At 41.5% G+C, this 25,530-nt stretch carries 22 protein-coding genes; 10 read left to right on the top strand and 12 right to left on the bottom strand.

The annotated features are described in order from the left end of the window. Positions 1-13 precede the first annotated feature (13 nt). Positions 14-781: an HAD-IIB family hydrolase gene (locus J8L98_RS21990; RefSeq protein ID WP_210998222.1), complete on the bottom strand. Its 768-nt coding sequence runs from the start codon at positions 779-781 to the stop codon at positions 14-16. A 255-nt stretch (positions 782-1,036) separates the two neighbouring features. Here J8L98_RS21990 and J8L98_RS21985 point away from each other — a divergent pair, with 255 nt between their 5' ends. Both J8L98_RS21985 and J8L98_RS21980 read left to right on the top strand, forming a co-directional pair. Further along, positions 1,037-2,656 carry an SUMF1/EgtB/PvdO family nonheme iron enzyme gene (locus J8L98_RS21985; protein ID WP_210998221.1) on the top strand — a complete coding sequence of 540 codons (1,620 nt, stop codon included), beginning with the start codon at positions 1,037-1,039 and terminating at the stop codon, positions 2,654-2,656. 156 nt (positions 2,657-2,812) lie between these two features. Beyond that, positions 2,813-4,777, top strand: a complete 1,965-nt coding sequence (locus tag J8L98_RS21980) for a winged helix-turn-helix domain-containing protein (RefSeq protein WP_210998220.1) — start codon at positions 2,813-2,815, stop codon at positions 4,775-4,777. 18 nt (positions 4,778-4,795) lie between these two features. Here the strand turns inward: J8L98_RS21980 and J8L98_RS21975 are convergent, their stop codons facing one another. Next, positions 4,796-5,911 (bottom strand): response regulator transcription factor, encoded by a 1,116-nt coding sequence (locus J8L98_RS21975; protein WP_210998219.1) that lies wholly within the window; start codon positions 5,909-5,911, stop codon positions 4,796-4,798. Between the two features lie 553 nt (positions 5,912-6,464). On the opposite strand from J8L98_RS21975, the gene raiA reads away from it, so the two are divergent. Further along, a complete protein-coding gene (gene raiA / locus J8L98_RS21970; protein ID WP_192506497.1) occupies positions 6,465-6,821 on the top strand; it encodes a ribosome-associated translation inhibitor RaiA in 357 nt (118 codons plus the stop codon). A gap of 94 nt (positions 6,822-6,915) precedes the next feature. Further along, positions 6,916-7,833, top strand: a complete 918-nt coding sequence (gene glsB, locus J8L98_RS21965; protein ID WP_192506498.1) for a glutaminase B — start codon at positions 6,916-6,918, stop codon at positions 7,831-7,833. A gap of 29 nt (positions 7,834-7,862) precedes the next feature. Here glsB and J8L98_RS21960 read toward each other — a convergent pair whose 3' ends face one another. Further along, complete coding sequence (locus J8L98_RS21960; RefSeq protein WP_210998218.1) at positions 7,863-9,167, bottom strand: inosine/guanosine kinase; 1,305 nt, start codon at positions 9,165-9,167, stop codon at positions 7,863-7,865. Between the two features lie 157 nt (positions 9,168-9,324). Between J8L98_RS21960 and tadA the strand changes: the two genes are divergently transcribed. Next, positions 9,325-9,828: a tRNA adenosine(34) deaminase TadA gene (gene tadA, locus J8L98_RS21955; RefSeq protein ID WP_210998217.1), complete on the top strand. Its 504-nt coding sequence runs from the start codon at positions 9,325-9,327 to the stop codon at positions 9,826-9,828. On the opposite strand, the gene J8L98_RS21950 is transcribed toward tadA, so the two are convergent. Then, the gene (locus tag J8L98_RS21950) at positions 9,819-9,977 is read right to left on the bottom strand and encodes a hypothetical protein (protein WP_192506501.1); all 159 of its coding nucleotides are present in this window, start codon (positions 9,975-9,977) and stop codon (positions 9,819-9,821) included. The genes tadA and J8L98_RS21950 overlap by 10 nt on opposite strands. Positions 9,978-10,070: 93 nt before the next feature. Next, positions 10,071-11,432 (bottom strand): membrane-bound lytic murein transglycosylase MltF, encoded by a 1,362-nt coding sequence (gene mltF, locus J8L98_RS21945; protein ID WP_210998216.1) that lies wholly within the window; start codon positions 11,430-11,432, stop codon positions 10,071-10,073. Positions 11,433-11,664: 232 nt separating this feature from the next. Between mltF and purL the strand changes: the two genes are divergently transcribed. Both purL and J8L98_RS21935 read left to right on the top strand, forming a co-directional pair. Next, positions 11,665-15,549 (top strand): phosphoribosylformylglycinamidine synthase, encoded by a 3,885-nt coding sequence (purL, locus tag J8L98_RS21940; protein ID WP_210998215.1) that lies wholly within the window; start codon positions 11,665-11,667, stop codon positions 15,547-15,549. Positions 15,550-15,679: 130 nt separating this feature from the next. Next, complete coding sequence (locus J8L98_RS21935) at positions 15,680-15,835, top strand: hypothetical protein (protein ID WP_210998214.1); 156 nt, start codon at positions 15,680-15,682, stop codon at positions 15,833-15,835. 337 nt (positions 15,836-16,172) lie between these two features. On the opposite strand, the gene J8L98_RS21930 is transcribed toward J8L98_RS21935, so the two are convergent. Then, the gene (locus J8L98_RS21930) at positions 16,173-16,481 is read right to left on the bottom strand and encodes a monooxygenase (RefSeq protein ID WP_192506516.1); all 309 of its coding nucleotides are present in this window, start codon (positions 16,479-16,481) and stop codon (positions 16,173-16,175) included. Between the two features lie 140 nt (positions 16,482-16,621). Between J8L98_RS21930 and J8L98_RS21925 the strand changes: the two genes are divergently transcribed. Beyond that, the gene (locus J8L98_RS21925; RefSeq protein ID WP_210998213.1) at positions 16,622-17,533 is read left to right on the top strand and encodes a LysR family transcriptional regulator; all 912 of its coding nucleotides are present in this window, start codon (positions 16,622-16,624) and stop codon (positions 17,531-17,533) included. Positions 17,534-17,632: 99 nt separating this feature from the next. Here J8L98_RS21925 and J8L98_RS21920 read toward each other — a convergent pair whose 3' ends face one another. From J8L98_RS21920 to J8L98_RS21905, 4 genes are all read right to left on the bottom strand, one after another. After that, positions 17,633-18,295, bottom strand: coding sequence for a hypothetical protein (locus J8L98_RS21920; protein ID WP_210998212.1), 663 nt, complete (start codon positions 18,293-18,295; stop codon positions 17,633-17,635). A gap of 114 nt (positions 18,296-18,409) precedes the next feature. Next, positions 18,410-18,949, bottom strand: a complete 540-nt coding sequence (locus tag J8L98_RS21915; protein WP_210998211.1) for a hypothetical protein — start codon at positions 18,947-18,949, stop codon at positions 18,410-18,412. Beyond that, positions 18,946-20,133, bottom strand: coding sequence for a peptidylprolyl isomerase (locus tag J8L98_RS21910; protein WP_210998210.1), 1,188 nt, complete (start codon positions 20,131-20,133; stop codon positions 18,946-18,948). The genes J8L98_RS21915 and J8L98_RS21910 overlap by 4 nt, the downstream gene beginning before the upstream one ends. Further along, positions 20,133-21,143, bottom strand: a complete 1,011-nt coding sequence (locus J8L98_RS21905; protein ID WP_210998209.1) for a phospholipase — start codon at positions 21,141-21,143, stop codon at positions 20,133-20,135. The genes J8L98_RS21910 and J8L98_RS21905 overlap by 1 nt, the downstream gene beginning before the upstream one ends. 186 nt (positions 21,144-21,329) lie before the next feature. Here J8L98_RS21905 and J8L98_RS21900 point away from each other — a divergent pair, with 186 nt between their 5' ends. Then, the gene (locus tag J8L98_RS21900; RefSeq protein ID WP_210998208.1) at positions 21,330-22,145 is read left to right on the top strand and encodes a MipA/OmpV family protein; all 816 of its coding nucleotides are present in this window, start codon (positions 21,330-21,332) and stop codon (positions 22,143-22,145) included. Beyond that, a complete protein-coding gene (locus J8L98_RS21895; protein WP_192506523.1) occupies positions 22,135-22,539 on the top strand; it encodes a DUF3019 domain-containing protein in 405 nt (134 codons plus the stop codon). Before J8L98_RS21900 ends, J8L98_RS21895 begins: the two co-directional genes overlap by 11 nt. Positions 22,540-22,546: 7 nt before the next feature. Here J8L98_RS21895 and J8L98_RS21890 read toward each other — a convergent pair whose 3' ends face one another. Next, positions 22,547-24,097 carry a cryptochrome/photolyase family protein gene (locus J8L98_RS21890; RefSeq protein WP_210998207.1) on the bottom strand — a complete coding sequence of 517 codons (1,551 nt, stop codon included), beginning with the start codon at positions 24,095-24,097 and terminating at the stop codon, positions 22,547-22,549. Positions 24,098-24,099: 2 nt separating this feature from the next. Continuing rightward, a complete protein-coding gene (locus tag J8L98_RS21885; RefSeq protein ID WP_210998206.1) occupies positions 24,100-25,449 on the bottom strand; it encodes a DASH family cryptochrome in 1,350 nt (449 codons plus the stop codon). Between the last annotated feature and the right edge of the window lie 81 nt (positions 25,450-25,530).

The following is a 25,530-nucleotide window of genomic DNA, read 5'->3' as shown; positions in this document are numbered from 1 at the left end:
TAAAGCGTTTCTGCTATGAGGCGCGTTTTGTCTCGAGTAAAGCTTGCAAATGTGTATGTATGGTATTTTTGCATACCAGAGTATGGGGGCGGGTGAGCGAAATACCACGGCCTACCACAACCGCTTTTTTTGCCGCATTTAACATCGCGACGTCATTGTGATCATTGCCAAAACACATGGTTGACGACAAGTCGAGCTGCAATAATTGTAGCGCAGAAAGTTTGTTGCTTTGTTCAGTGACAATATCAAAGCAATCCGTACCGCTATGGTGATAAAAAGAGAACTTATCAAAATGTTGCTCACAGTAGGCTTTTATTTCTTTATAACGACTTCCTTCAAGCACTAAGAGTTTGATGACTTGTTGTTCACGTAAGCTCGCATTACAAGTGGGAGGTGTGCCAAGCTTAGCGACCCACTGATGAAATTCATGCGGCTTGTCTGAAATTGCATAATCGTAATGCCCGTCATAAAGGTAAGCAATACCTTCACGGTCAAGCCATTCAAGTAACTGTACTATTTGTGCTTTATTAAAAGCATTTGCATTGGTGACTTGCTGTGCTTTGCTGATCATTGCTCCATTGCATCCAATTAAGGTGTGATCCCAAAAATGTTTGGGTAGGACTGGCAACGTATCTCTTAATGGTCGGGCTGTTGCAAAGTAAGTATTAATACCTGCGGCCTCTAATTCTATGAGCGTGTCACTGAGTGCGCTTGTGAGAGGTTTGCCTTCAAAAATAAGTGTTCCGTCTAAATCGAAAACAAAGTTTTTAATACCCTTCATGTTACTCCTTGGTTATCTCAAATCAGGACTATTTTGCAATGAAAGTAGGGTTATTGTCTAAAGGTTTATTCTGAATTTAATCAGCCTATATTGAATTGTCGTTTTAAGCTGTGTTTTTCTATTTGTAAATTGTAACGTTATGATTTTATTTATTATAAATATGATAGGAAACTTTTATAAAACTGATAAGACGTCGCGTTGGTAACGATCTACAGTGGCCTTGGAACTTTTCGAAAAAAGTAAATTGGAGCTGGAATGAAAAAAATAACATTAGCTACATTGGTATTGCTATACGGTAATCGGGTTTGGGCAGCAGACGTAATTGAGCCGCCAATGGCGAGTATTCCTGCAGGGAGTTTTACGGTACAAACCGAAAATGATGAAAGTTATGATGTCACGGTGCCCGCATTTCAGATGGCTAAATATGAATTGACCGTTGCTGAATATAGCCGATTTATTTCTGACACAGGATATGAAAGTGCGAACAATTGCTCACATCGTATTGATTCAGGGTGGTTTAGCGGTCCGAGTGATGGTAGTTGGGACAATAATATATATCGGTTCTCAGAGTTTCATCCTGTTGTATGTATTAACTATGATAATGCCGTTGCGTATACGCAGTGGTTATCACGTAAAACGGGCAAAGATTATCGTTTGTTGTCTGAAGCTCAGTGGCAATATGTTATTGAAAGTGGCGGATTACAAGAATACATAAAAGCAGAGGGTAAAAAGCGTGAGCAAATATGTGATGTGGCTAATTTGGCTGATTTACATGCTCAAAATATGTCTGAAAAATTATACGGTGCGTCTTACACTGCAGCTTACAATGTTGAGAACTGTAGCGATAAAGAGGTAACGCTCGCTATGGTTGGTATGTATAAAGCCGATAAATATGGTGTGCATGATTTAGTGGGTAACGCGAACGAAATTATGGCAGATTGTTATGTTAGTGATACCGATAAGTTGAAAAGTGAAGGTGTCACCAAGACTGGAAAGGAGTGCAAGGCCTTTTTTTCTAAGGGTGGCGCTTGGCATTGGGGAATTCAAAATGTATTGGAGCGTTCTCAAAAAAGCCGGGACTTTTTAGGGGCAATTGAAGGGTTTCGGGTAGTGCGTGATACCGCTGGACAACAGCTTGAGTCGCAAGAAGGCTCTACTTGGTTTGTGAACACGCTTAAAAAAGAACACGTAAAAGCTAGGCGAGTACATGCACAAGTAGCAAACTATCCAAAGCAAGTGACGGGCGTAAAGCTCACTGAATTTAAAGAGAAAGTCGAGTTAAGTTGGCAGCTAAGCAATGATGAAATACAGCCAACATATCAAGTGATCAGACAAGATCTTTTGAATAATCATAAAGAGGTTATTGTTGGCTCTGGTATAAATGGGCGAGTTACAGACTTAAACCCTCTACCACATAAAGCGCGTTATTCTGTGGTTGCTTATTATGGTGATAGGCCGAGCTTGCACAGCGAAACGATTGACTCATCGGCCTATATTACACATGCCATACCAGGTAAAATTGAAGGGGAGGCCTTTTCACAAGGTACTGATATTGAAGTTATGAACTCAGTGCAAGAAGCGAAAGAGGACCGCGTGTTTGCAAGCTTAGGCTTGGCGAAAGCACAGTACAAAATTGATGTAGCAACGGCGGGGCAATATGCTTTGCAGCCGAGGGTGTATCATACGGGCAGCAGCAAGCGTGTTGAAGTTAAGCTTAATGGTCGAGTAATTACGTCATTTTCGACTTTGTCTGAGCAAGGGTGGCAAGTTGTCCAAGATGTACACATCAACTTACCCGAAGGTGAGCATACATTGTCATTGCAAGGGCTTGAAGCTCGGTTGTCGGTTAATTGGATGGATATACGGCGTTTATAGTTTTTATTATTGTCAAACAGTAAGTATAAGGACGTACTTGTTGTTTGAAATTCAATCTATTTATTTTGCAGCAAAGCGAACGTTGGATTATTTTGGTTTGCAAATACCCATTTAAAGATTAATCTATCAACTAATGACAGTTGCTATAAAATAATAATGATTAATTTTTTAAACTTTCAATTTGATGTAGAGCAAGGTTTACTTTCCCAAGAACAGCAGTTTGTTTCATTGAACCATACCCAAATACAGTTACTTACTTTACTGATTAGTGAGCCAGCAAGGGTGTTTAGTAAAGAGGAAATATTGGCAGCAGTATGGCAACACAAAGTGGTGTCAGAACAAGTCATATTTCAAAACATCAGTCAGTTACGTGCGTTACTGGGTGAAAGTGCCATTAGAACCTTTCCTAAAAAAGGTTATCAATGGAATATCCCTTTAGAAGATATTATAGACAATGTACATTCAATAACGGAACCAGAGTCTGCGTCTATTGAATTAAACAGCGTAAGACCTGCAACGAACAAAATAGAGCCATTATCAGTTAAGTTAAGCAACGCAATATCTTTAAGTTGTGAAGATAAGAGTGCGAGTTATAAGAAGCGCTCTTATAACTCGTTTGTTTATGCTGGGGTTATACTTTGTATTAGTTTATTTTTCATTATATACATTTCAGCAAGTAGCGTATTTAATGGCAAGCATTTTGTTGATTCTCAGTTTGATAGTGTATTTTTACCACTTACTTTACAAAGCAATAAAAAATTGGCTCAAGAAACTGAGCAATTAAATCAATTACTGAGTAGTGAATTTAATATACCGAGCAATAAACTAGAACATGTGAATGAAGGGCAGTTTTTTAACTCGCCTTACATGACTTATCATACACTGCAAAAGGGTAACACGGCGCTTTTGTTTTCGGGCACACTGTATGAGAATTATAATGAAGCCACTAAGCTATTTCAGCCTTATATGTTTGAACTTTTAATACAAGGTTATGAACGGCAATGGGTCAGTTATTTATACGCGCAAGATATGACAGAGTTGAGTGGTAAAGTCATCGAACAAATGCGTATATTGAGTAACTCTCGTTATTTTATTCAGCAGCAAAGTGCGAATGTTTCAGCAGAGTTAGTGTTATTAAATGGCCAGTTCCCACTAAACTTAAGTGTGCTACAAAAACTAGCTGAACGGTTTATCGATGAAGACAAGTTCGATGCTGCTGATGGTTACATAGAGCAGCTTTTAACATTAAGTACGGAACGACAACATGCCTTGTATTATGCTTATGGCAAGTGGCTAAAAGGTGCGTTATTTGCCGCAAAAGGGAAGCAAGCGCTGGCACTGGCACTCTATGAGCAGGCGAATACGCTATTCTCAGACACTTTGCTATATGGTTTACAAAGTGAGGTGAATAAATCACTTGCTGATTTGGCTCATGACAACCGTGACTATGACAAAGTCAAAACGTATTTATATGCAGCAGCCAGCTTAGCGCGTTTAGCAAGAAAACCGGTACAGGAAATTCGTGCATATACGTTGTTGTCAATTAAGGCGCGTAAATTTGGCTTTGACAAAGCCAGTTATGATCACCTTTATCAAGCCAAAACATTATTGGCTGAATATGAACTGGATGGTTCTCATTATATGCTGCCCTTTTATCATTTTGCTTTGTTTGCAGCGACTACTGAGGAGAAACAGCACTTTTTTCATGAAGTATTACGAATGCCGGTTACACCAGACAATGAATGGGTTTTTTTTAGTGCTGTCGAGGCCTTAAGTAAGCTATATCTAAGAGAAAATAACTTTAGTGCTGCAAAAACAGTGATTGATCAAGTTAAGAAACCAGCGTTAAAGGCTTACTTAGATGCACAGTATCATCAAGCAAATGGCGATGTTCCTCAGGCAATATTGTCAGCGCAAGATGCGTTTAATTTTAGCCGTACACAACATACACTATGGCTCAGTTTAAATAGTGCCCTATTATTATTAGAGCTTGCAAATACGACGCACAACTTAGAAGTGTCAGAGTATCGTATTTTTATTGAGTCGAATGCTAATCTTAGCTGGTTACAATGGCGTCAAGCGCGTTTAGCTCAGGTCGGTATAGCAGTACCAGCGTCGTGAGTTAAACCATTGGTGCTTTTAAAACAGTACATTGTTAGAATCTTGAGGGTTTTCTTTAAAGAGAAAGCGTAGTTCGTGTGGTGGTTTTTTTAAGGTACCTAATAAGGTGGTTACCTTCTCGGCATTACCATTAAAGTTGTGAATGAGTTGGTAAAGATCATCACCAGAGTCTGTAATGAGTTTATCTAAGTCACTTTCATCTTGTAAATCAAACTGAGACACCAACCCAGACTCAAAAAGCTGAGACTTTAAGTGGCTTTTCGAATTATTAACCGAGCTCTGAATACTGTCTAAAATGGCTTTGTTATGGGTTTCAATTGATAGGATCTGCGCGACCAAGCTGGCTTGACGCATAATATGCGTAATGGCCATTTCAAGTGCATCCATGAGGTGTGCAATAACATCTAATTGTTCACCAACATTCTTAGCTAAAAACGCCACTGATTGCCAATTAAAAATAACCGCCCCTTGAGCAAGCTTATGAATATGGTCCAGATCTTTGTGGTGGCTCAGTAGTTCTTTTTCTAGTTTGGCAACGTGATTGGATGAGCTAACGGTGTTTTTAGTCTGTTTAAAGTGAATCACACCATTGAGGTTTAATGAGTGCACAGTATTAAGTAATACTTGTGTTAGACTTTTCATATCAGCACAATAATGGCTAGCCTGCATAAATAAGCTTATGGCCTTCATGTAGGCGTTTTGTTTTTGTAAATCAAGTAACAGAGACTCTGTTTCGTCAATGGTATCGAGTGCTTCATAGTGTTGCTGTTCAGCCGTAAGAATGGCTTCAACTTTAATTTTTATTTCATCTGGATGTACTGTTTTAGAGATGAAATCGTTGGCGCCTATTTCGTAAGCTTTGATATGGCCATCAACGGAAGTGAGACTAGAAATAAACACGATGGGTGTTGTTTGCATGACCTGCATATTTCTAAGTTGCGTACATACTTCAAACCCAGAAATCCCAGTCATAACCACATCAAGCAGAATTAAGTCAGGTTTAAAAGCTTGTGCACGTTCTACACCTTGCTCACCTGAGCACGCAACATCTACCGTGAAATGAGCAAAGGTTTTTTGTAATAACGTGCGGTAGAAATCTTCATCGTCAATAATTAGAATTCGTGGTGTTGTCACAGGCTTGTCCTAATGTATGAAGGTCACCGATTTATTCAATATAGTGCAAACAAGGATAAATGAAACTTTATCACCCGTGCAGGTAATTTTAATTGTATTTATATAAGTAACCTCAGCTCTGGATAAGCGAATTTGCCCAATAAAGCTATTTTTCTCACTCTCGGCGTTGCTTTCATTTGTAATAGCCCGCTATTAGTGCATAAAAGCGCCTTGATTTTGCACAAAATATCATCATTGGATTGTACGTAAGTTTGTTTTCAAAACATTTTCTATTCTAAAACCCTTATCCAAACCTGAGGTTAAGTAATAAGTGTTGGAGGTGCTAAGTATCGATTGATTAGGGAGTGCAGCAATGGAGGCGTCATATACCAGTGATGATTGAATGTTGCGTATTTCAAACTAACCGAATGATTTTCATTAATAAGGTGTAACATTGAACTATGACCTAAGTCATGAGTTTGCAATTTATTAAAAATATCTTACATTTTGATCTTGAGTATTCTGAGAATGGCCTCAATACTATTAGTGAGGTAAGCAAAAAAAAGGATACCCTATGAAAATTAATCTTTCAGGCCACCACGTAGATGTTACTGATTCAGTGAAAAGCCACGTCCAAGAAAAGTTTGCCAAAATAGCGAGTCACTTTCCTTCACTGTTGTCGATTGACATAATTATCAGTAACGAGCATAAAAAGTTTTACACTGAAATTACAACTACCTATTCGGGTGTGAGTATTTCAGTCAAAGGTGAGAATGAAGTAATGTACCCGGCGATCGCAAGTGCAGCAAAAAAATTAGATGCCGCACTTAAACATCGTAAAGGTCAGTTAAAAGCCAATTTACATGCAAAGCCTGTTAGCACAACACCGGAAATAGCACACGAAATCATCCAGGAAATGGAATTACGTTAAGCTGAGATAAATCTCGACATTTAAGATGAATAGGGCCTAGATAGGCCCTTTTTTTATGTTAGACTCGGCTTCTTTTCACTTTTTAATAAAAACTATGGCTGATTATCAAGCAGTATTAGATCGAGTCATTGATCATATAAAGCCCTTACTGTATCAAGGCACTGTCGCCGACTATATACCTGCACTTGCAGAGCAAAGCTTAGGGCAGTTCTCAATTGCAATTCAAACCAATGATGGTCAAAGCTTCAGTGCAGGTGATATTGACGCACGTTTTACAGTGCAGTCTGTATCAAAAGTAATGACCTTAACCATGGCACTGCAACGCTACGGTGATGAGTTATGGCAGCGAGTGGGAAAAGAGCCTTCAGGTACCGCTTTTAATTCACTGACTCAATTAGAGTTCGAAAATGGCTTACCAAGAAATCCATTTATTAATGCTGGGGCAATCGTGACGTGCGACGCCCTATATTCTCGCTTAGGTGCGCCAATTCATACAATGTTAGAGCATTATCGCGCACAATCAGGCAATGACAAAGTTAAAATAAATAAACGAGTTGCACAGTCTGAGTTTGAGCATAGGTATAGAAATGCGGCGATGGCTTATTTGATGAAGTCATTCGGTAACTTTAACAATGACGTAGAAGAAGTGTTGTGGTCTTATTTTAATTATTGTGCGATAGAACTAGATTGTGTGGAGCTGGCTAAGACCTTTTCATACTTATCAAATCAAGGTTATTGTCAACACAGTAAACAACAGTTATTGACCGCGAAGCAAACGAAGCAATTAAACTCGTTATTATTTACCAGTGGTTTGTATGATGCTGCGGGAGATTTTGCGTATCGTGTTGGTATGCCGGGTAAGTCAGGCGTAGCGGGCGGCATTATTGCGGTGTTGCCAAATCAATTTACGGTGGCTGTATGGTCACCTGGACTTGATAAGGTTGGCAATTCTGTGGCTGGTATTGCCGCACTCGAATTCTTAAGTGAAGAACTCGGCACGGCCATTTTTTAACTTGAGCTCAGTGTTTTTCTTACTGGGTATCATTTATCCCAGTAAGAAGTTTCCAGTGAATCTTCGCGTTCAGGTAATCCGCGAGAAAGGCGTGGAGAGTGCTGTACCAATACTTCATAGCTTGCTCGGTTAGCGTATTTACTAATTTGTGCAAGAGACGAGTAAGTGATGGCTGCTTGTTCATGCTTTGCCGAGTTTGGCACATTCAGTTTGTGATACTCGTTCGCAGATAAATCATGTAAAACGGCCGCTAGCGCACAATCACCAGCCCCATTGGTATTTTTAATGGTATCTGGGCCACCCATATAAGGTGCAGTATGACTATAAGCACGAATTGGGTTTGGGCAATCCGCTTTACGCATCGCACGTGAGAATTCGTATTGGTTAAATTCAGGAATAGCACCAGGTAATAAAGGGTATTCAGTTTCACGTTTTACGCTGTCTTCAACATAACCTGCCATAAATAAGCCTTTGGGCCCTGCTGTACAGATAACTAAATCAACCCAATCAAGCGCTTTATCGGCAGCAAGTAGCGGATCAGAGAAACCTGTAATCGCTTCACCTTCCTCTTCATTCATTGCTAAAATATCGACATGCTTAGCGACAAATTCAGCCCACCAACTAGGGTCTTGTTCGATTAAGAACTTAGTGCCTAAAGTCAATACCACAGGTACACCAGCTTGGTTCGCATATTCAACCGCTTGCATGGTTGCTTGCGTCATTGTTTCACCACCAGTGGTACGCATTAAATATGCGCTAATCACCAAGGCTGACGCATCTTGGATCAAGCTTTGTGAAATAGACTCAGGACGCAGATAGTTCATTAATCCAGCGCTGATAGCAAATGTGCGTTCGCCACTGTCATCAATCAATGTAAAGCAACGACCAATAGGGCCATCAACAGGCTGTAAGTGATCAAGGTCAACACGGCTAGATGTATTACATAAAAACTTATAAGCGTAACTACCTATATTGATATTCTCACTCATCACACCAAGTAATACTGAGCGATCATCTGCAAGCACTGAGTAATTGTGCATGGTATTACCAATGGTGCCACCAGCAAACTCGTAATCAACCATATCTTCGCGCTTTAAACGCTCGTATAACGCATTGGTAATATCACTGGCTATCACTTGCGACATACCACGCTGCAGGCCAAATTCATCAAGAAAGGCTTGATCTACTTTAGCTTCAATATCTACGACAATTTGGTCAATGCCACATATATAGCTGCGTTTTAATCTGTCGTCATTGCCCAATTGGTTTATTAGAGGGTCTTTTTCTTCCACTGGAAAATAGTGTTTATGCCTACGGCGTCCCGGAAATTTCATGTTATACCCGTGTGTTTGAGCTCAAGAAATAAAAAAAGCGGCGAATTATAGCGTAAGTGTGCCGTGTTGAGCCACGTCATTTTGGTAATTTTAGCAATAATATGTGGTATATTTGCTCTTGACGAATCCTTATTAATAGTAGCACGACATAAAATTCATGACGGAATTAGAGCAAGATCAATATTGGATGGCACAGGCGTTGGCTTATGCTGACCAAGCTGAGCAGCAAAATGAGATACCAGTGGGCGCACTTATTGTAAAAAACAATCAATTAATTGCGACAGGGTGGAATCAGTCTATTTGCCAGCATGACCCATCAGCACATGCAGAAATGCAAGCCGTGAGAGAAGCAGGCAAAGTACTCGAAAATTATCGTTTGGTTGACTGTACTTTGTATGTCACGTTAGAGCCTTGCCCTATGTGTGCGGGGTTACTCGTACACAGTCGTTTAAAACGCTTAGTATTTGGCGCGCCGGATGCTAAAACAGGTGCAGCGGGGTCAGTGATGAATATCGTTAATGAACCTAAATTGAATCACCAAGTAGAGGTAACACAGGGCGTACTTGCAGAGTTGTGTGCAGAAAAACTGTCAAATTTTTTTAAACGTCGTAGAAAAGAGATTAAAGCGGCTAAAAAAGCAAAGCAAGCGACTCAAGGCTGAGCCGCAATTTCTTCCATTTGTTGTTGCGCAAATAGTTTACGACGCAATAACACTTTTTTGTGGTTATTTTTCATAATAACCCGGCGGCGATTCGCCTGAGAATGTTGGGTGTTTCGTTTAAATTGGTGAGTTCGACGTCTTCTAAGCATCGGCACCTCCTTATTTGTGAGAGAAAAAACACATATGGCAGAATTGCAGGGATGTATTGCAATAGCATGACACTCGCATCGAAAAGATGCATTTTATTTGCCAGCTTTTGTATCAAGCGCTCCGTTTTCATCTAACCATATCAGCGCGTCGTAATATCGACGGATGTTGTTAACATACTGAACGGCAACATCGCCACGCGCATATCCATACCTAGTCTTTCGATAGTAGCGTTTTTTGATTAGAAGGGGTAGTCGTTTTTTTACCTCTGCCCAGCTGTCTGGATCACCCATTTGCTGTTTGGTAATTTTCCTCGCATCGTTGACATGCCCCCAACCAACATTGTATGACGCCAATGCAAACCAAGTCCTATCAGGTTGACCGATGCTTTTCGGAATTCGTTTCAATAATTTTTGTAAATACTTAGCGCCTCCCCGAATATTTTGCTCAGGTTTAAGGCGGTTTGTGACACCCACTTGCTTGGCTGTTGGCTGGGTGAGCATCATTATGCCTCGCACACCGGTAGGCGACTTAGCACGCGGATTCCACATAGACTCTTGATAGCTTAAAGCGGCAAGTAAGCGCCAATCAAGTGGGCTGGCGTATTGTTCAAACCAAGCACGGTATTTTGGTAATGTTTTACGGGTGGCTTTAACAAATGACAGAGTATTCACATAATTAAATTCATTAACATGACCAAAATACTTTTCTTCTAAGGTGTAGAGGGTTTTGTCGTGTGCTACGGTATTAAAAAATGGCAATAGCAGTGCATAGAGCGAGTCATCGCTATCGTTTCTTAGTACCCACGCAACTTGATCTGAATGCGTAACGGAAAAGCCAATGCTGATATTGGGATGGTAACGTCGAAACAGAGCAAGGGTATGAGAGTCGGCAATGGTGAACTGAATTTCTTCATCTATCACGCCTTGTAGTAGCTCTTCTTCATCGAGAAGGGAGGTTGTTTGCCATTCTAAGCTAGGGTATTCGTATTGTGCCTGCTCAAGAGATAAGGCATGGTTAGAATCATTGAGTACCACAATCGGTTCGTCAATATCGGCAAAACTGCGAGGTCGAGTACGGCCCTGTTTATAAACGAGTTTCTGGCTTACTTCTCGGTAGGTTGGACCAAAGCGGTAAGCGCGTTGTGGATGGTAACTCAGCCCAGAAGCGGCTAAATCCAAATCGCCTTTGTCTAAGCGAGCAAATAACTCAGACAGACTGAAAAAAGGCACTATTTGTAACTCAACACCTAAGTATTGCGCAAATTGATGACTGAGCTCATATTCAAAGCCTTGTTCACCTTGTTGCGATTGAAAGTAGTTACTTGGACCCACCAAAGTGCCAACTTTAATTATTTGCTGTTCTTTAATTCTTTCTAATTGATTGGGAGGTGTTTTATCACAGCCAGCAATTGCCAGTACTATGACAATCGTTAGATACGTCATTAATTGCTGCATTTTATGGCCTTTTAGCGAGGTTCTGTGCACTACGTTATCGAAATTACCGACTGAAAGCAAAACTCCCAGTACCTTGTTTTGTATACAACAAACACAGATTTTGCGAGGCAGTGCAAATGAGGGCACGGATTTTTTACGAGTTTTGACAATTTTGGGTTAAACCTAACCGCTATTTCTACTATAATGGCGACCCAAAATATCGTTCAATCCCTAACCCCGGATGAAAATACCTATGTTGATCTTACGTGGTGCACCTGCACTGTCTGATTTTAGAGTTCAAAAAATCCTTAAAAGCTGCGTTGACGCGAACCTACCTATCACAGGTATTTATGCTGAATTCATGCATTTTGCTGATTTAACAAGTGAACTATCTGAAGCCGAATTGGTTAAGTTAAACAAGCTGTTGGAGTATGGTCCGACAATCGCTGAGCATGAGCCAGCGGGTCAGTTAATTTTGGTTACACCTCGTCCAGGCACGATTTCACCTTGGGCGTCAAAAGCAACCGATATTGCAAACAACTGTGGCTTAAGCCAAGTACACCGTGTTGAGCGTGGTATTGCGTATTATGTTGAAGGCGAGTTATCCGCTGAGCAATTATCAGCAACGGCGGCACTATTACACGACCGCATGACTGAAGCCGTGCATTCTGAGCTTGAAAGTGCTGGTAAGTTATTTAGTGTTGATGAACCTAGCCCAATGTCATCGGTTGATATTTTAGGCGGTGGCCGTGAAGCGTTAGCAACAGCAAACGTAGAGCAAGGTTTTGCATTAGCAGATGATGAAATTGACTATTTGGTAGAAAACTTCCAAAAGTTAGGGCGTAACCCGAACGACATCGAATTATTTATGTTTGCGCAAGCAAACTCTGAGCACTGTCGTCATAAGATTTTCAATGCAGATTGGACAATCGACGGTGCTGAACAACCTAAATCATTGTTTAAAATGATTAAGAACACCTTTGAAAATAACCCAGAAAACGTATTGTCGGCATATAAAGACAATGCCGCAGTAATGAAGGGTTCTAAAGCTGGTCGTTTCTTCCCAAATAAAGAGGGTGAGTACACTTATAATCAAGAGAATATTGAAATTTTGATGAAAGTTGAAACTCACAACCACCCAACCGCTATAGCGCCTTTCTCTGGTGCTTCAACGGGCTCTGGTGGTGAAATTCGTGACGAAGGTGCCACTGGCCGTGGTTCTAAGCCAAAAGCGGGCTTAGTGGGCTTTACCGTATCTAACTTGCGTATTCCGGGTTTTGAACAACCTTGGGAAAGCGACTTTGGTAAGCCTGGGCGTATTGTTAACGCATTAGACATTATGACTGAAGGGCCTCTGGGTGGCGCGGCATTTAACAACGAGTTTGGTCGCCCAAATCTACTGGGTTATTTCCGTACTTACGAAGAAAAAGTCACCAGCCACAATGGCGAAGAAGTGCGTGGTTACCACAAGCCAATTATGTTGGCGGGTGGGTTAGGTAATATTCGTACCGACCATGTTCAAAAAGGTGAAATTCCAGTCGGTGCAAAACTGATTGCACTGGGTGGTCCTGCCATGAACATCGGCCTAGGCGGCGGTGCTGCATCGTCAATGGCATCGGGTCAATCTAACGAAGACTTAGACTTTGCTTCGGTACAGCGCGAAAACCCTGAAATGGAGCGTCGTTGTCAGGAAGTGATTGACAAATGTTGGCAGCTTGGAGATGAAAACCCGATCGCCTTTATCCATGATGTGGGCGCGGGTGGTCTGTCAAATGCTTTCCCTGAATTGGTGGATGATGGCGGCCGTGGTGGTAAATTCCAATTACGTAACATTCCAAACGATGAGCCAGGTATGGCACCACACGAAATCTGGTGTAATGAATCTCAAGAGCGTTATGTTTTAGCGGTAGGTGTTGAAGATTTTGACCGTTTTGAAGCCATTTGTAAGCGTGAACGTGCACAATATGCGGTGATTGGTGAAGCAACTGAAGAGCGTCATTTAACCGTTGCAGATAGTCACTTTGACAACAACCCAGTGGATTTACCGCTGGATGTATTGTTAGGTAAAGCGCCTAAAATGCACCGTGATGTGACTTCTCAACAGGTTGAAGGCAGTGCCCTTGAAACTGCTAACATCGATGTAGAAGAAGCTGCAAAACGTTTATTGCGTTTACCAGCGATTGCAGAGAAAACCTTCTTGATCACCATTGGTGACCGCACGGTAACGGGCTTAGTAGCACGTGATCAGATGGTTGGCCCATGGCAAGTACCAGTTGCAAACTGTGCGGTCACTGCGGCAACGTATGATACGTATCACGGTGAAGCTATGTCATTGGGTGAACGTACACCTGCGGCATTACTTAACTATGGTGCATCAGCACGCTTAGCAGTAGCTGAGTCACTGACTAACATCGCAGGAACAAACATTGGCAGCTTAGAGAACATCAAGTTATCAGCTAACTGGATGGCGGCGGCCGGTCACCCTGGTGAAGATGCGGGTCTGTATGAAGCGGTTAAAGCCGTGGGTGAAGAGCTGTGCCCTGCATTAGGCTTAACCATTCCGGTTGGTAAAGACTCTATGTCGATGAAAACCAAATGGGATGAGAATGGCAAAGAAAAGTCAGTTACTTCACCGCTGTCATTGATCATTACGGCATTTGGTCGTGTTGAAGACATTCGTAAAACAGTAACGCCGCAATTACGCACAGATAAAGGTGAAACATCACTTATCTTATTGGATTTAGGTGCTGGTCAAAACCGCATGGGTGCATCAAGTTTGGCACAAGTTTATAAGCAGCTAGGTGATAAAACGCCAGATGTGGATAGCCCTGAATTGTTAAAAGGTTTCTACAACGCGATGCAGGCGTTAGTGGCTGATGAAAAGCTACTTGCTTATCATGACCGTTCAGACGGTGGTTTATTTACTACAGTGACGGAAATGGCATTTGCGGGTCACACAGGTGTGACTGTGAACCTAGATGGCTTGGTAGGTAGCGACATTGAAGCACTTTATAATGAAGAGCTTGGTGGTGTGATTCAAGTGCGTAACAGCGACTTAAGCGCAGTACATGCTGTACTTGCTGCACACGGTTTAACAGCTATCAGCCATGAAATCGGCTCATTAAATAGCGAAGACACGGTGGTATTTAACCGCGCAGGTAAAGCGGTACTGAGTAATACACGTACTGAACTTCGTACTATTTGGGCTGAAACGACCTATCAAATGCAGGCACTTCGTGATAACCCGGAGTGTGCTAAGCAAGAATTTGATGCTAAATTTGACGCCAAAGACCCAGGTCTAAACGTGAAGTTAAGCTTCGATTTAAACGAAGACATTGCAGCGCCTTATATTGCAACCGGTGCAAAACCACAAATGGCAATCTTGCGTGAGCAAGGGGTTAACTCACATATTGAAATGGCTGCTGCGTTTAACCGTGCTGGATTTGCAGCTGTTGACGTGCACATGAGTGACATTTTAGAAGGCCGTTTAACACTTGAGCAGTTCAAAGGCTTAGTGGCATGTGGTGGTTTCTCATACGGCGATGTATTGGGTGCCGGTGAAGGTTGGGCGAAGTCTATTCTGTTCAATGATATGGCGCGCGAGCAGTTCCAAACCTTCTTCCACCGTGAAGATACATTCAGCTTAGGTGTGTGCAATGGTTGTCAGATGTTGTCAACGGTGAAAGAACTGATCCCTGGCACTGAGCACTGGCCACGTTTTGTTACTAACAAGTCAGAGCGCTTTGAAGCCCGCTTTAGCTTAGTTGAAGTGCAAGAAAGCCCGTCAGTGTTCTTTAAAGGGATGGCGGGCTCTCGTATGCCTATCGCGGTTTCTCATGGCGAAGGTCATGCTGAATTTGCCAATCAAGGTGCAGTAGATACTGCTATTAACTCTGGTACTGTGGCGTTGAAGTTTGTTGATAACTACGGTAACCCCACCACGCAATATCCAAATAACCCGAATGGATCTGTTGAAGGTATTACCGGTATTACCTCGACTGACGGTCGTGCCACTGTGATGATGCCTCACCCAGAGCGTGTATTCCGCGCTGTGGCAAACTCATGGCACCCAGATGAGTGGAAAGAAGACAGCCCATGGATGCGTATGTTCCGCAATGCACGTAAGCATGTTGGCTAAGTTAACTTAGTACAATTTATAGTGTTACAAAGGTCGCTGATGCGGCCTTTTTTTATGTCATATGAAAATATCGTTGGCGAGAGAAAGGTATCAAAGCTGATTACTCTGCAATATCAAGTGTAATGAAAAAATGAAAAGAGATTGCTTTGAAAAGCGTATTGGTTATCCACGAACAGGAGCTAGTTTAGCGGGTGGCCGTTGCAATATTATTTCTCAAACTATTGATGATGAGCTGCAAGGAGAGGAGTATATCTTGGTGGATTTTGTAAACCCTAAACAGTTTTAATGTGATCTCGCTGGAGTACTAAAAAGGGGGCGATCACTTGTTTCATAACACCTCCTCATAAATAGATAAAATACCAAGGGCCATTCAAGGCCTTTTTTGTTTTTTTAGGATTAAGCAGAGTGATAAAATGTGTCACTCTGAATTTATTTCAGAGCCTATTCTGAAATTGGTATTAAGGTTCAGATGGACTCTGACCTGCGTCAGCGCGACGGTATTATTAGAGTTAGTTGTGTGTTAAATGGGGGAGACAGAGGCAACATTGCTTTTTTAATAAAGAGAGTGCACAGTTAACAGGCTGCTATTGAGACTTATTAACTGTGATCTTATTCTGCGAATATTAAACAGTGAGCGGAGCGTGGTTAATATTTGAGAGTGGTTCATTTATGTCGAATATGACTCCTCGAATGTTTGTTATGCCCATTTGTGTCAATCGAGATGAATGCATGTCTAAGTACTGTTGTGCGTTAGAATGTGTATCAAATAAATAGACTCCGCCGCCCAAAGATTGCTCGGCATTAAATGTCCAAATTTTCCAAATCACTCCTGGTTCAGCGTTAATCGAATTAGCAAGTTCTCGCATTTTTTCCTGCATGTCAGCATTATTTGATACGGGTAAAGTGAAGTCGACTTGTAGTAGTTTAGGCATTTGAATGCTCCATTAATTGCGTGAATGAGATAACTTGCTGCCACATAAGTGCCTTTACAAGTTAGATGCGTTAATCTTAGCTCAGTAAAATGAACCGTAAAGTTCATAATGTTGCCATTAACTGTGGGTAAAATTGACACATGAGATTAAAAACAACGTTGGAGCAATGGAGCACATTAAGTACGATTGATGAGTTCGGTAGTATTCAAAGTGCGGCGCAAGAAATGCATAAAAGCCACACAACATTAATTTACTCTATAAGAAAATTAGAAGCGCAGCTCGGTGTTGAACTGCTCGAGGTGGTCAATAAACGGGCCGTACTCACGGCGATGGGAAAAACACTGTTGCGCAGCGCTAAACCGATTTTAGATCAAGCTAAAGGGCTTGAAGACATCAGTATGGCATTGTCATTGGGCACTGAATCTGAAGTGGTTGTTTCAATCGATCATTTATGCGATAAAGCGATTGTATATCAGTCGCTTAAAAAGTTTATGCAGCATAATGTCATGACGTCAGTGAAGCTTATTGAAACTTCTTTATCGAGCACGCATGAGGCCGTTGTTGAGCAACGAGCCGATATTGCGATAATTACCTTACCAATAATAAATTTACCAGCCGAGTCGATTGGTGTCACTAGTATGATACCAGTGGTGGCTGCAACACACCCATTGGCTGGTCAAACAGATTTAACAATGGAAGATCTGGTCGCACATACGCAAATTGTGCTTCGAGATTTAGGTGTGAGTGAACAAGCAAGCTCGGTAAAGCAGAAAAATGTAGGATGGTTGAAATCGAAAAGGCGGGTCACGGTTGACAATTTTGAGCAAGCCATTACAGCGGTAAAGCATGGTTTAGGTTTTACTCGAATTCCGCAACATATGTTGAATGACACTGTTGACTCTCATTTGACCCAGTTGCGTATACAAGGTGCTGGGTGTTATCAAGTACCACTGCATATTACGTTGCCGAAGGGGTTAAATAGTGGTCCAGCCGCACAAGCGTTATATGATTTAATTGTCACCTCACACGGTCAGGCTAGAGAGAAATTATAATTTAGTGACCGAGTGTTTTCTGGCATCTATGGGATTGTACATCGATTTAGTGTGGCGTTAGGTTTGGAGGTACTCCAAACCTACTCACAGTTAGGTAACTTACTCTAGTCCATCAGTGTCATAGTAAAGTTGTTTGAGTGTGCCACAGTTGACGAATTTGTAGATTAATTCGTTTGCAGCAGGCACTATTTTTGACGTCCTGAATTTTTGCAAGCATGCACCTGTTAAATCAACATAGATCAAGTGATTAAAACTGGGTTTGTTTTGAATTTTATGTACGTAAATACGCTCAGTGCCTTTGACGGTGATCATATCGTACTCTTGCCATTTTGATGGCTCAGTGAGTTCAGTAAGCTTGCGTGAATAAAGGGGTTTGCTAAATACAATGGCTCTGTCTGAGTATACTAAGCTACCGCCTTTTTTATAGTGGCCTTCGTACACATCGGCTGTAATTGTGATTTCTTCCCCGCGCATCAGCCGCTCTATATTAAATGGCTTAGGTTTGATAGTAATTAAATCAGCATCTCGAACTAAATTTAAAAATGCCACATCTGGGTTGTCAATACGGTACACAATTTGTACATCATGCGGGGTCGTATAGGTTGGAAAGTTAGCAGCATAAATACGTGAGCCGCGATTCATTAGCACCATCGCATGTTCTGCCTTATAGGCAGGATTCAGTGGAGGCAGTTGTTTTTTCTCTTCGGCTGAGTATGCATTGCTTAATATGATCATACAGAGTGTCAGTAATAATGTTCTCATTGGTATCTCGATGAAAAGTGATAACTCTAGTATAGCGCGATGTTGTCGATAGCCTAGTACGAGTTATAGATAAAAGCATCACTTTTTAGATACGCATGTCTAACATTAATGTTGTCATTGGGATGATAGGTTTAGTTCAACTTTTAATTTATTTGCCATGGCATTAAGGCCTGCAATTTTCTCGCGAGCGAACGTAAGCTGCCGCTCTGTAACCCCTTCATGTTTGCCTCGTTCAATCAGCGCTTCTAGGCGTTTTACTTTACTTTTTGTCGCTGTAATGTATGCCAATTTAAGTGCTTTTTCTTGATCATTGTGAAATTGCTGATAAGCATGGTGATCGTTTAAATCACCAGTATAGCCTGCGCCAGAGGGAATCGCTTGAATGGGAGGAACGTATGGCTTAACACGTTGCTTGGTATTGCTTGGTACCAGTGTATTTTGGCTATCAAGCGATAATTGTTTTGTGGGTATAGACTCCGCAGCAGCTCTCATACTGGGTACTTGCTGTTTAACTGCAGAGCGATGAATCAGGGGCTGCTCATTTGGGGTTACAGGTGGTGAACTCTCCACTGGAGAGTTCGGTACAATACGCACTATGAAATAGCCAAAAATAAGCACTAACATAGTGATTAACACTAATTGGACATGTTTCATATTGATGACTTCGTTGCTTTTAGCCAAGCTTGCTTTTTTTGTTGATAGCGTTGTTGGGCCATGTTTTCAATGAGTGCAAGGGTCGCTTGGTAGCGTACTGTCTCAGACTCTTTAGGATAGTAATCGAAGTTGATTTGGTGCGTTTGCGCAATTAACCATTTGCCTTTAGGGCTTCGTATTGGGTTTGTTAGCTGTGCTTTTTTTAAATTAAATACCACTTGATGTACCCATTGCGTAGCGTTGTGTCTTGCCAATTTTCCTTGCGTATCAGCAAACAGGTTTTGCTTATTATGCTGCAATAGGGCGTTTTTGAAGCCGAGTTTTTTCACGTCAGTATTGAAGTTTTTTGCTTTATTTTGTGATTCAAACAAAACGGCGCTGGCAATCACATTGCTCTTATGTTTAAAGTCGGCTTTATGTTTTAAATAGAAATTCGCAATATGTTTATTGGTAATTTGAGATTTAAGCCTGTCTACATACTCGCTGCGTTCGCCGTGCATTTGAGATTGTACGCCAAAGTAACTCAGCATTGGAGAGCGAATGAGTTCAGCCGTGGCAATCTTATTGAGGTTGGCCAATGAAATGTTGGCTTGTTTAAGGCGCTTTGCAAGATATTTCACCTTGTGATGATAGTCGCGGTGCTGAGTAATGAGTTTTTGAAATAACGCATAATCACCTTGATGTAGCTTGTAGCGGTTTTGCATTGACTGTTCTAGCATTAAGTCTGCAAGCGTAAGTTGCGCGCCAACTAAAAAAGATAAATCGACGGTTGTAAGTTGCTGTAATTGAGCGTGAGTATAGTGGTTATTGTTTGGGTAGTTCGGTAAATCTTGGCTTAATTTCCAAGTGCTATACCTTGACCAATCGGGCGCTGGTGGTGTTGGAAGTACAGCGCTTGGCACCGCATTTTGCAACAAAGTCATCACATAGCGACGCACATGAAACTCGGTGCTAAATCCAACATCAGCTTGGCGTTGTAATAAATGGGGTTGGTGTTGTTTTACTTGTGACAATAGAAATAGATTTTCACTCAGCCGATTTCGTGTATCTTCGCTATCAAAGTCGGGTTGGTGCTGCTGGTATATAGCATGCATTAAGGTGATTTCAGCTTGACTGAAAGTCTGTGTTTTTGCGAACGTTGGTAAGCTTAGAAAGCTTACCAACACAATAATGAACCACGGCATTAGCGGGCAACCATGGCGTGATTAAGTAAGTGCACCACCATGGCAATAGCGTGCGGAATAACTTGCTTTGCCGTTGTTAAGCGGTCGTAATGATCTTGGGAGTTTAAAACAATACCGCCTTGTGCATATGAATAAGCGCCCCCTTGTGTTAGTAATGGGCGAATATCTTGGCTTGTTATTGGAACCGCAGTGAAGTCTGCCATTGCATTGTGAACAAGCTGCATGTTGTTTAAATCTTCTTGATCATAGTAGTCTTTAACCCATGACTCCCAACTTGAATGGTTTAATGCTGACGTTGTCCAAGTGTGATGAGGCTGTAGTAAGTCTGTGGTGTGAAAAACGAAACCAAGCAGTTGTGGTTGGCCACTTTGCAGGTAACTTTGGTACCAGTATTGACCAAGGTTATCAATTGGCTGAAAAGGCATTTCTTCAAAATCGTCGTACATAGCATAGCTAGAGTGGCTATCTATACGGTAATTAGCTTCTGTCACCCCATACGTATTGTATTGTGTATCATCCGCTCTAAACCAACCCGTTTCGCCACCTGCACCATCATCAAGGTAATCACCTTTTAACCAAGTCGCAGCGAGGCTGTCAATGTTGCCCCACACCGTGAGTTTTTCATAGTTATAGCCACCAAAATCGTTGCCATGGGCATCTGCACCTTGAGTGTGATTTTGAAAGTGCCAATAGCTGGTGTATTTCACAATACTTTTTGCCGCGCCCCATACCGGTGCTTGTACGCAGTCACCAGTGATCGCGCCGCAAAAAAAAGTGTCTTCAAAATCGTCAACATCATAGGCGGCTTGCCCAAGTAAATCAGCTAAAGCATTTACAGTTAAGTTATTTTTTTCAGCGTATTGTTGAAGTCGACTATATTGTGTCGTCGTTGGGTTTTGTGCCATATAATTGATAGCATCAATAACAATGCGTTTATGTGTTTCTTGGCTGAATGCTTGTACATTCATAGTCATCATTGTGAGAGCACAAAGTAGTAGCGCTTTTTTCATACGTTCCTCGTTGAAGTAATTACTCTATTGCGAACGACGTATTTAACGATGCTATTGTGACAATTTAATTAATAAAAAGTTAATTATAAAATGTAGTCTAATGTGAAAAGTTGTTATTGTTGATGTTGTTTTGCTCAGGTATGATCGGGGATGAATTTTAGGCACAATCCAGTGTAACCAAGGACTATGAAAAAAATAATAATATTTATCATATTACTTTGTGCATCTTTTTACTCTCAAGCAGAACTTGATGAGTACGATGACGATGAGTTTTTATGGCAATTAAGCCTCGGTGGCTTTTGGGTTGATTTAGCCCTTCCTGAATTAAAAGGCGCAGAGTCGAATTTTGATAGTTTGACGATGTTAGTTGATGCGAAAATCCAATATAAACGCTTTTACTTAAATTCGCACTCTGGTGATTTTTTTGGTGGCTCAGATATAGGATATCAATTAATCATTGAGGATGACTGGGGCGTAGACGTTATTTATGGGAATTATCAAATACCCTTTTCAAACGAAGGGTATTTTGATAGCGAAACATATATTCCCGAGCTTGAAGGGCTCAAAGAGCGTAAGCGAGATCAATCCATTGGTTTTTCATACTATCGCACTATAGGAGAGTATCAAGCGGTTGCTGAGCTTGTGTACGACACGCTCGGTGATAGTAATGGCTGGGTGTTACACTTTGAAGCAACACGCAATTTCGAGTTGAGAAACTGGGACGTTTGGCTTAATTTTGGTGCAAATTACTATTCTGCAAATTTCATTGATTATTTTTATGGTGTTGATGCTGATGAAGCCAGATCTTCCCGGCCAATGTATGAAATGGGACATGCCGTATCAGTGTTCACTCAGGTACAAGCAAATTACCCCATAGCGGAAGATTGGGTGTTTAGTGCTGGGGCATCAGTCTTAGTTGGGGCAAGCAATACGCGTAAAAGCCCTTTGATTAACTCTCGGCACGCACGTGCAGTATTTGCCGGAGTGAAATATGTATTTTAAATTGGTCTCGGTAAATGCCTTAACGTTAATTGCAGGGATGAGTGTTCATCAACCTGTATTGGCAAATGGCGAAGGAGCAACAGAGATCTTACATGCAGCACCCAGTAAGTGTGTTGCATTAAATGAAGGCCGAACTTGCTACGCGGATGTGAAATTTTCTATTAATACGCCCGTTGTCGGTGATTATTGCATACGAGAAAGTACTTCGAAGAAGATTTTACAATGTTGGGCACAGTCCCAGTCGTTCGAGTTTGTATTAGGTTTTGGTTCTGCCGAAAGTATGAGCTATGAGTTGATCTCAAAGTCACAGCGAGATGTACTTGCAGTGACCACGATTGAAGTGAATTGGGTCCATAAGATCCGAACTAAAAAACGCCGTTGGCGATTATTCTAAGCTGCAATTATAGCGAGCTGATATTGTCTAGGTAATATTGCGCTCGCGTTAGTGTATGCTGCTTTGTAATTTCATCTTGTTTGTCCCAATTTCGATAGACCATGCCAATACGCGGGTTAGTGGCAAACCGTGCTCGATGTGTGATCATAAAGTGCCAATACAAGCTATTTAATGGACACGCAGTCTCAGTGGTTTTTTCTTTCACATTGTAGTGACAGTCGCCACAGTAATCGCTCATTTTATTGACATAATTACCACTGGCAGCATAAGGTTTTGTGGCGATAATGCCATTGTCGGCAAATTGCGTCATCCCACGAGTATTAGGCATTTCAACCCACTCAATGGCGTCTATATAAATACCTAGGTACCAGTTATCGACCTGATCGGGGTGAATACCGGTGAGTAAACAAAAGTTACCTGTGATCATCAAGCGTTGAATATGGTGTGCATAGGCGTACTCTAAACTTTGCGTGATGGCATGTTGTAAGCAGCGCATCTTTGTTTGACCAGTCCAAAACTGGGGGGGTAAATCGCGCTTCGCGTTTAAAGTGTTATAGGTACTATATTCTGGCATGTTAACCCAATATACCGCGCGTATATATTCTCTCCATCCTAATATTTGTCTCACAAACCCCTCTATTTGTGCAATGCTAATGGTATTAGGGTGATTCTTATAGGCTGCCACTGCGCTACGAATGACCTCAGAGGGAGACAGAATTTTGGTATTTAAGGCGAATGACAGTCGACTATGATACAAGCTCCATTTATGGTCACTGTTGGCTGTCATTGCATCTTGAAACTTGCCGAAATTAGGGAGTAAATAGCGACAAAAGTAATGCAGTAACTGGTGTGCTTCAGCTCTGCTGGTAGGCCAAATAAACGGGTGTTGAAGTTGACCTAAAGTGGCTATTTTATGTTTTTTGATACGTTGCGCAATTTCCCTGATATCATAGTCAAACAACAGTGGTTGAGGGATATCATTGAGATCGGCCTTTTTGAGCTTTCCTCGGTTTTCATTATCAAAGTTCCATTTTCCGCCTTCAGGGGCATCATCACACATTAAAATATTAAAGCGCTTTCGCATTTTGCGGTAGAAGTGCTCCATGGTGATGTGTTTATTTTTGGTGAAATATGTCGAGATTTCTTCAAATGGGAGAAAAAAGTGTTCACTCTCAATACAATGTACTGTTGAGTGCATTAGCACCATGTTAGCCAGCTGTATCGCAAGGCGATACTCATCAGGTCTTTGGTATTCAAAGCGATCACAGTGATATTCGTGGCATAAGCGCTGAATTAGTTCTGGTAAGCTATTATCATTATTTGTGTCATCAAGTGTTAAATAAACCACGTTGAAATTGGCTTGCTTTAACGCCATTGCAAAGCGCCTCATTGCAGCGAAAAAACCACATATTTTTTGTATGTGATGCGTAGTGTAATGGGCTTCTTGATGCAATTCTGCGATCACGTAAGTCACGTTAACATCGTTAGATTTAAACCAGTGGTGTCCCGCATCAAGCTGATCACCAAGTATTAGGCGTAATGTTCGCGCTTTTTGCATTATTAGCACTCCACTTTACAGTGGCATGGCCACCCAGTTATATCGTTGCAGTCACCCTGCCCGTTTGGATTTGACGTTGCCGATGAAGGCGACCAAGTTTGTGTATATTCACCATTGGGGTCATAGAGCTCTATTTGTTTTTCTATGTTGAAATGGCGACCTCCTTTTGCATCAGCACCGACCCCTGCGATGTACTGCCAATTCCCCCAGTTACTGGCGACATCATAGTCTATCAGACACTGCTCAAAATAAGCTGCGCCATAACGCCAATCTAACTGCATTTCATTAATGAGGTAACTTGCGACAATTTGTCTTCCTCTATTTGAGAGCCAGCCGGTTACCGTTAACTCGTTCATAAGGGCATTTATAAAAGGGGAGGAGGTATTGGCATTACACCATGCGGCAAACCGCTGAGCATAAAAGCTGGTAAGCGGTGTAGTCTGAGACACTCCTGAAAATCGAAATAGCGCTGCTTGATGCCGAGCGCTGTACCAATGAAAATATTCACGCCACAATAACTCAAAGTAAATCCAATATGTTGACTCGTTATGACCATTGAGTGCTTCGTATTGTCTGAGCGCATGCAGAATCTGATGCGGGCCGATAGCACCGTGCGATAAATAGGGTGAGAAGCGTGTAGAAAAGTCATCACCTTGCAGTGCATTACGGGTGAGTTTATAGCTTGATGCAGATGAGGAGTCAAAGTAGCGCGCTAGGTGACGCTGTGCATTACTTTCACCGCCGCAGTAATAAGGGTTATTCCCGTTGGATATAATTTCGGGAAGTGAAAAATAAAGCGCAACTGGAGCTGGTGGTAAATGATGCACTAAAGTGGGTTTTTGGGCTTGCAATGTTGTTATAAACGCCTCATTTTCAATTTTTTTTCTAAACCCTGAAAATGTTTTTGGTAGCTCTGAAAGGCTAAACGGAAGCTGTATTTCATCAAAAAGATGGTTGGTATTGTCTGACAGAAACTCTACCTTGGTAAACGTTGCCTGTAATTTTTTCCACACTTTTATCTCATTGTATCCTGAGTGGATAGCTTGTCCTACGTGTGTAATACCGTATCGTTGGATGTAATCATGAGTAATGGTATATCTGTCACCAAATTCGACTTGTAATGTTTGGCCATGTTGTGCGAGTGAACCTTGTAGGTCATGTAAGGTACTTTTTAAAAAGCCCAGTTGTGCTTGGGTGGGCGGTACTTGCGCAAAGTGTTTTGAAAAATGGTTTTGGGTAGGTAAACAAAATAAACAAACAAGTGCATCAACTGTGGTTGACAGTGCCAGCAAAGCTTTATTGTCTTGCACACGGCAGTCTTGATTAAATAGGTAAAGGCCAATTCGTTTCATAATAAAATGTTCGCTATTTCTTTATTAGTTATACGAACAGAAATGAAAAAAGCCCACATGGGCTTTTAAATGAACTTAAAA

Origin of the sequence: Pseudoalteromonas sp. MMG013, from assembly GCF_018100885.1 — a bacterium.
Classification (GTDB): domain Bacteria; phylum Pseudomonadota; class Gammaproteobacteria; order Enterobacterales; family Alteromonadaceae; genus Pseudoalteromonas; species Pseudoalteromonas aurantia.
The sequence above is the reverse complement of the archived record's forward strand: the minus strand, read 5'-3'. Positions and strand labels throughout refer to the sequence as shown.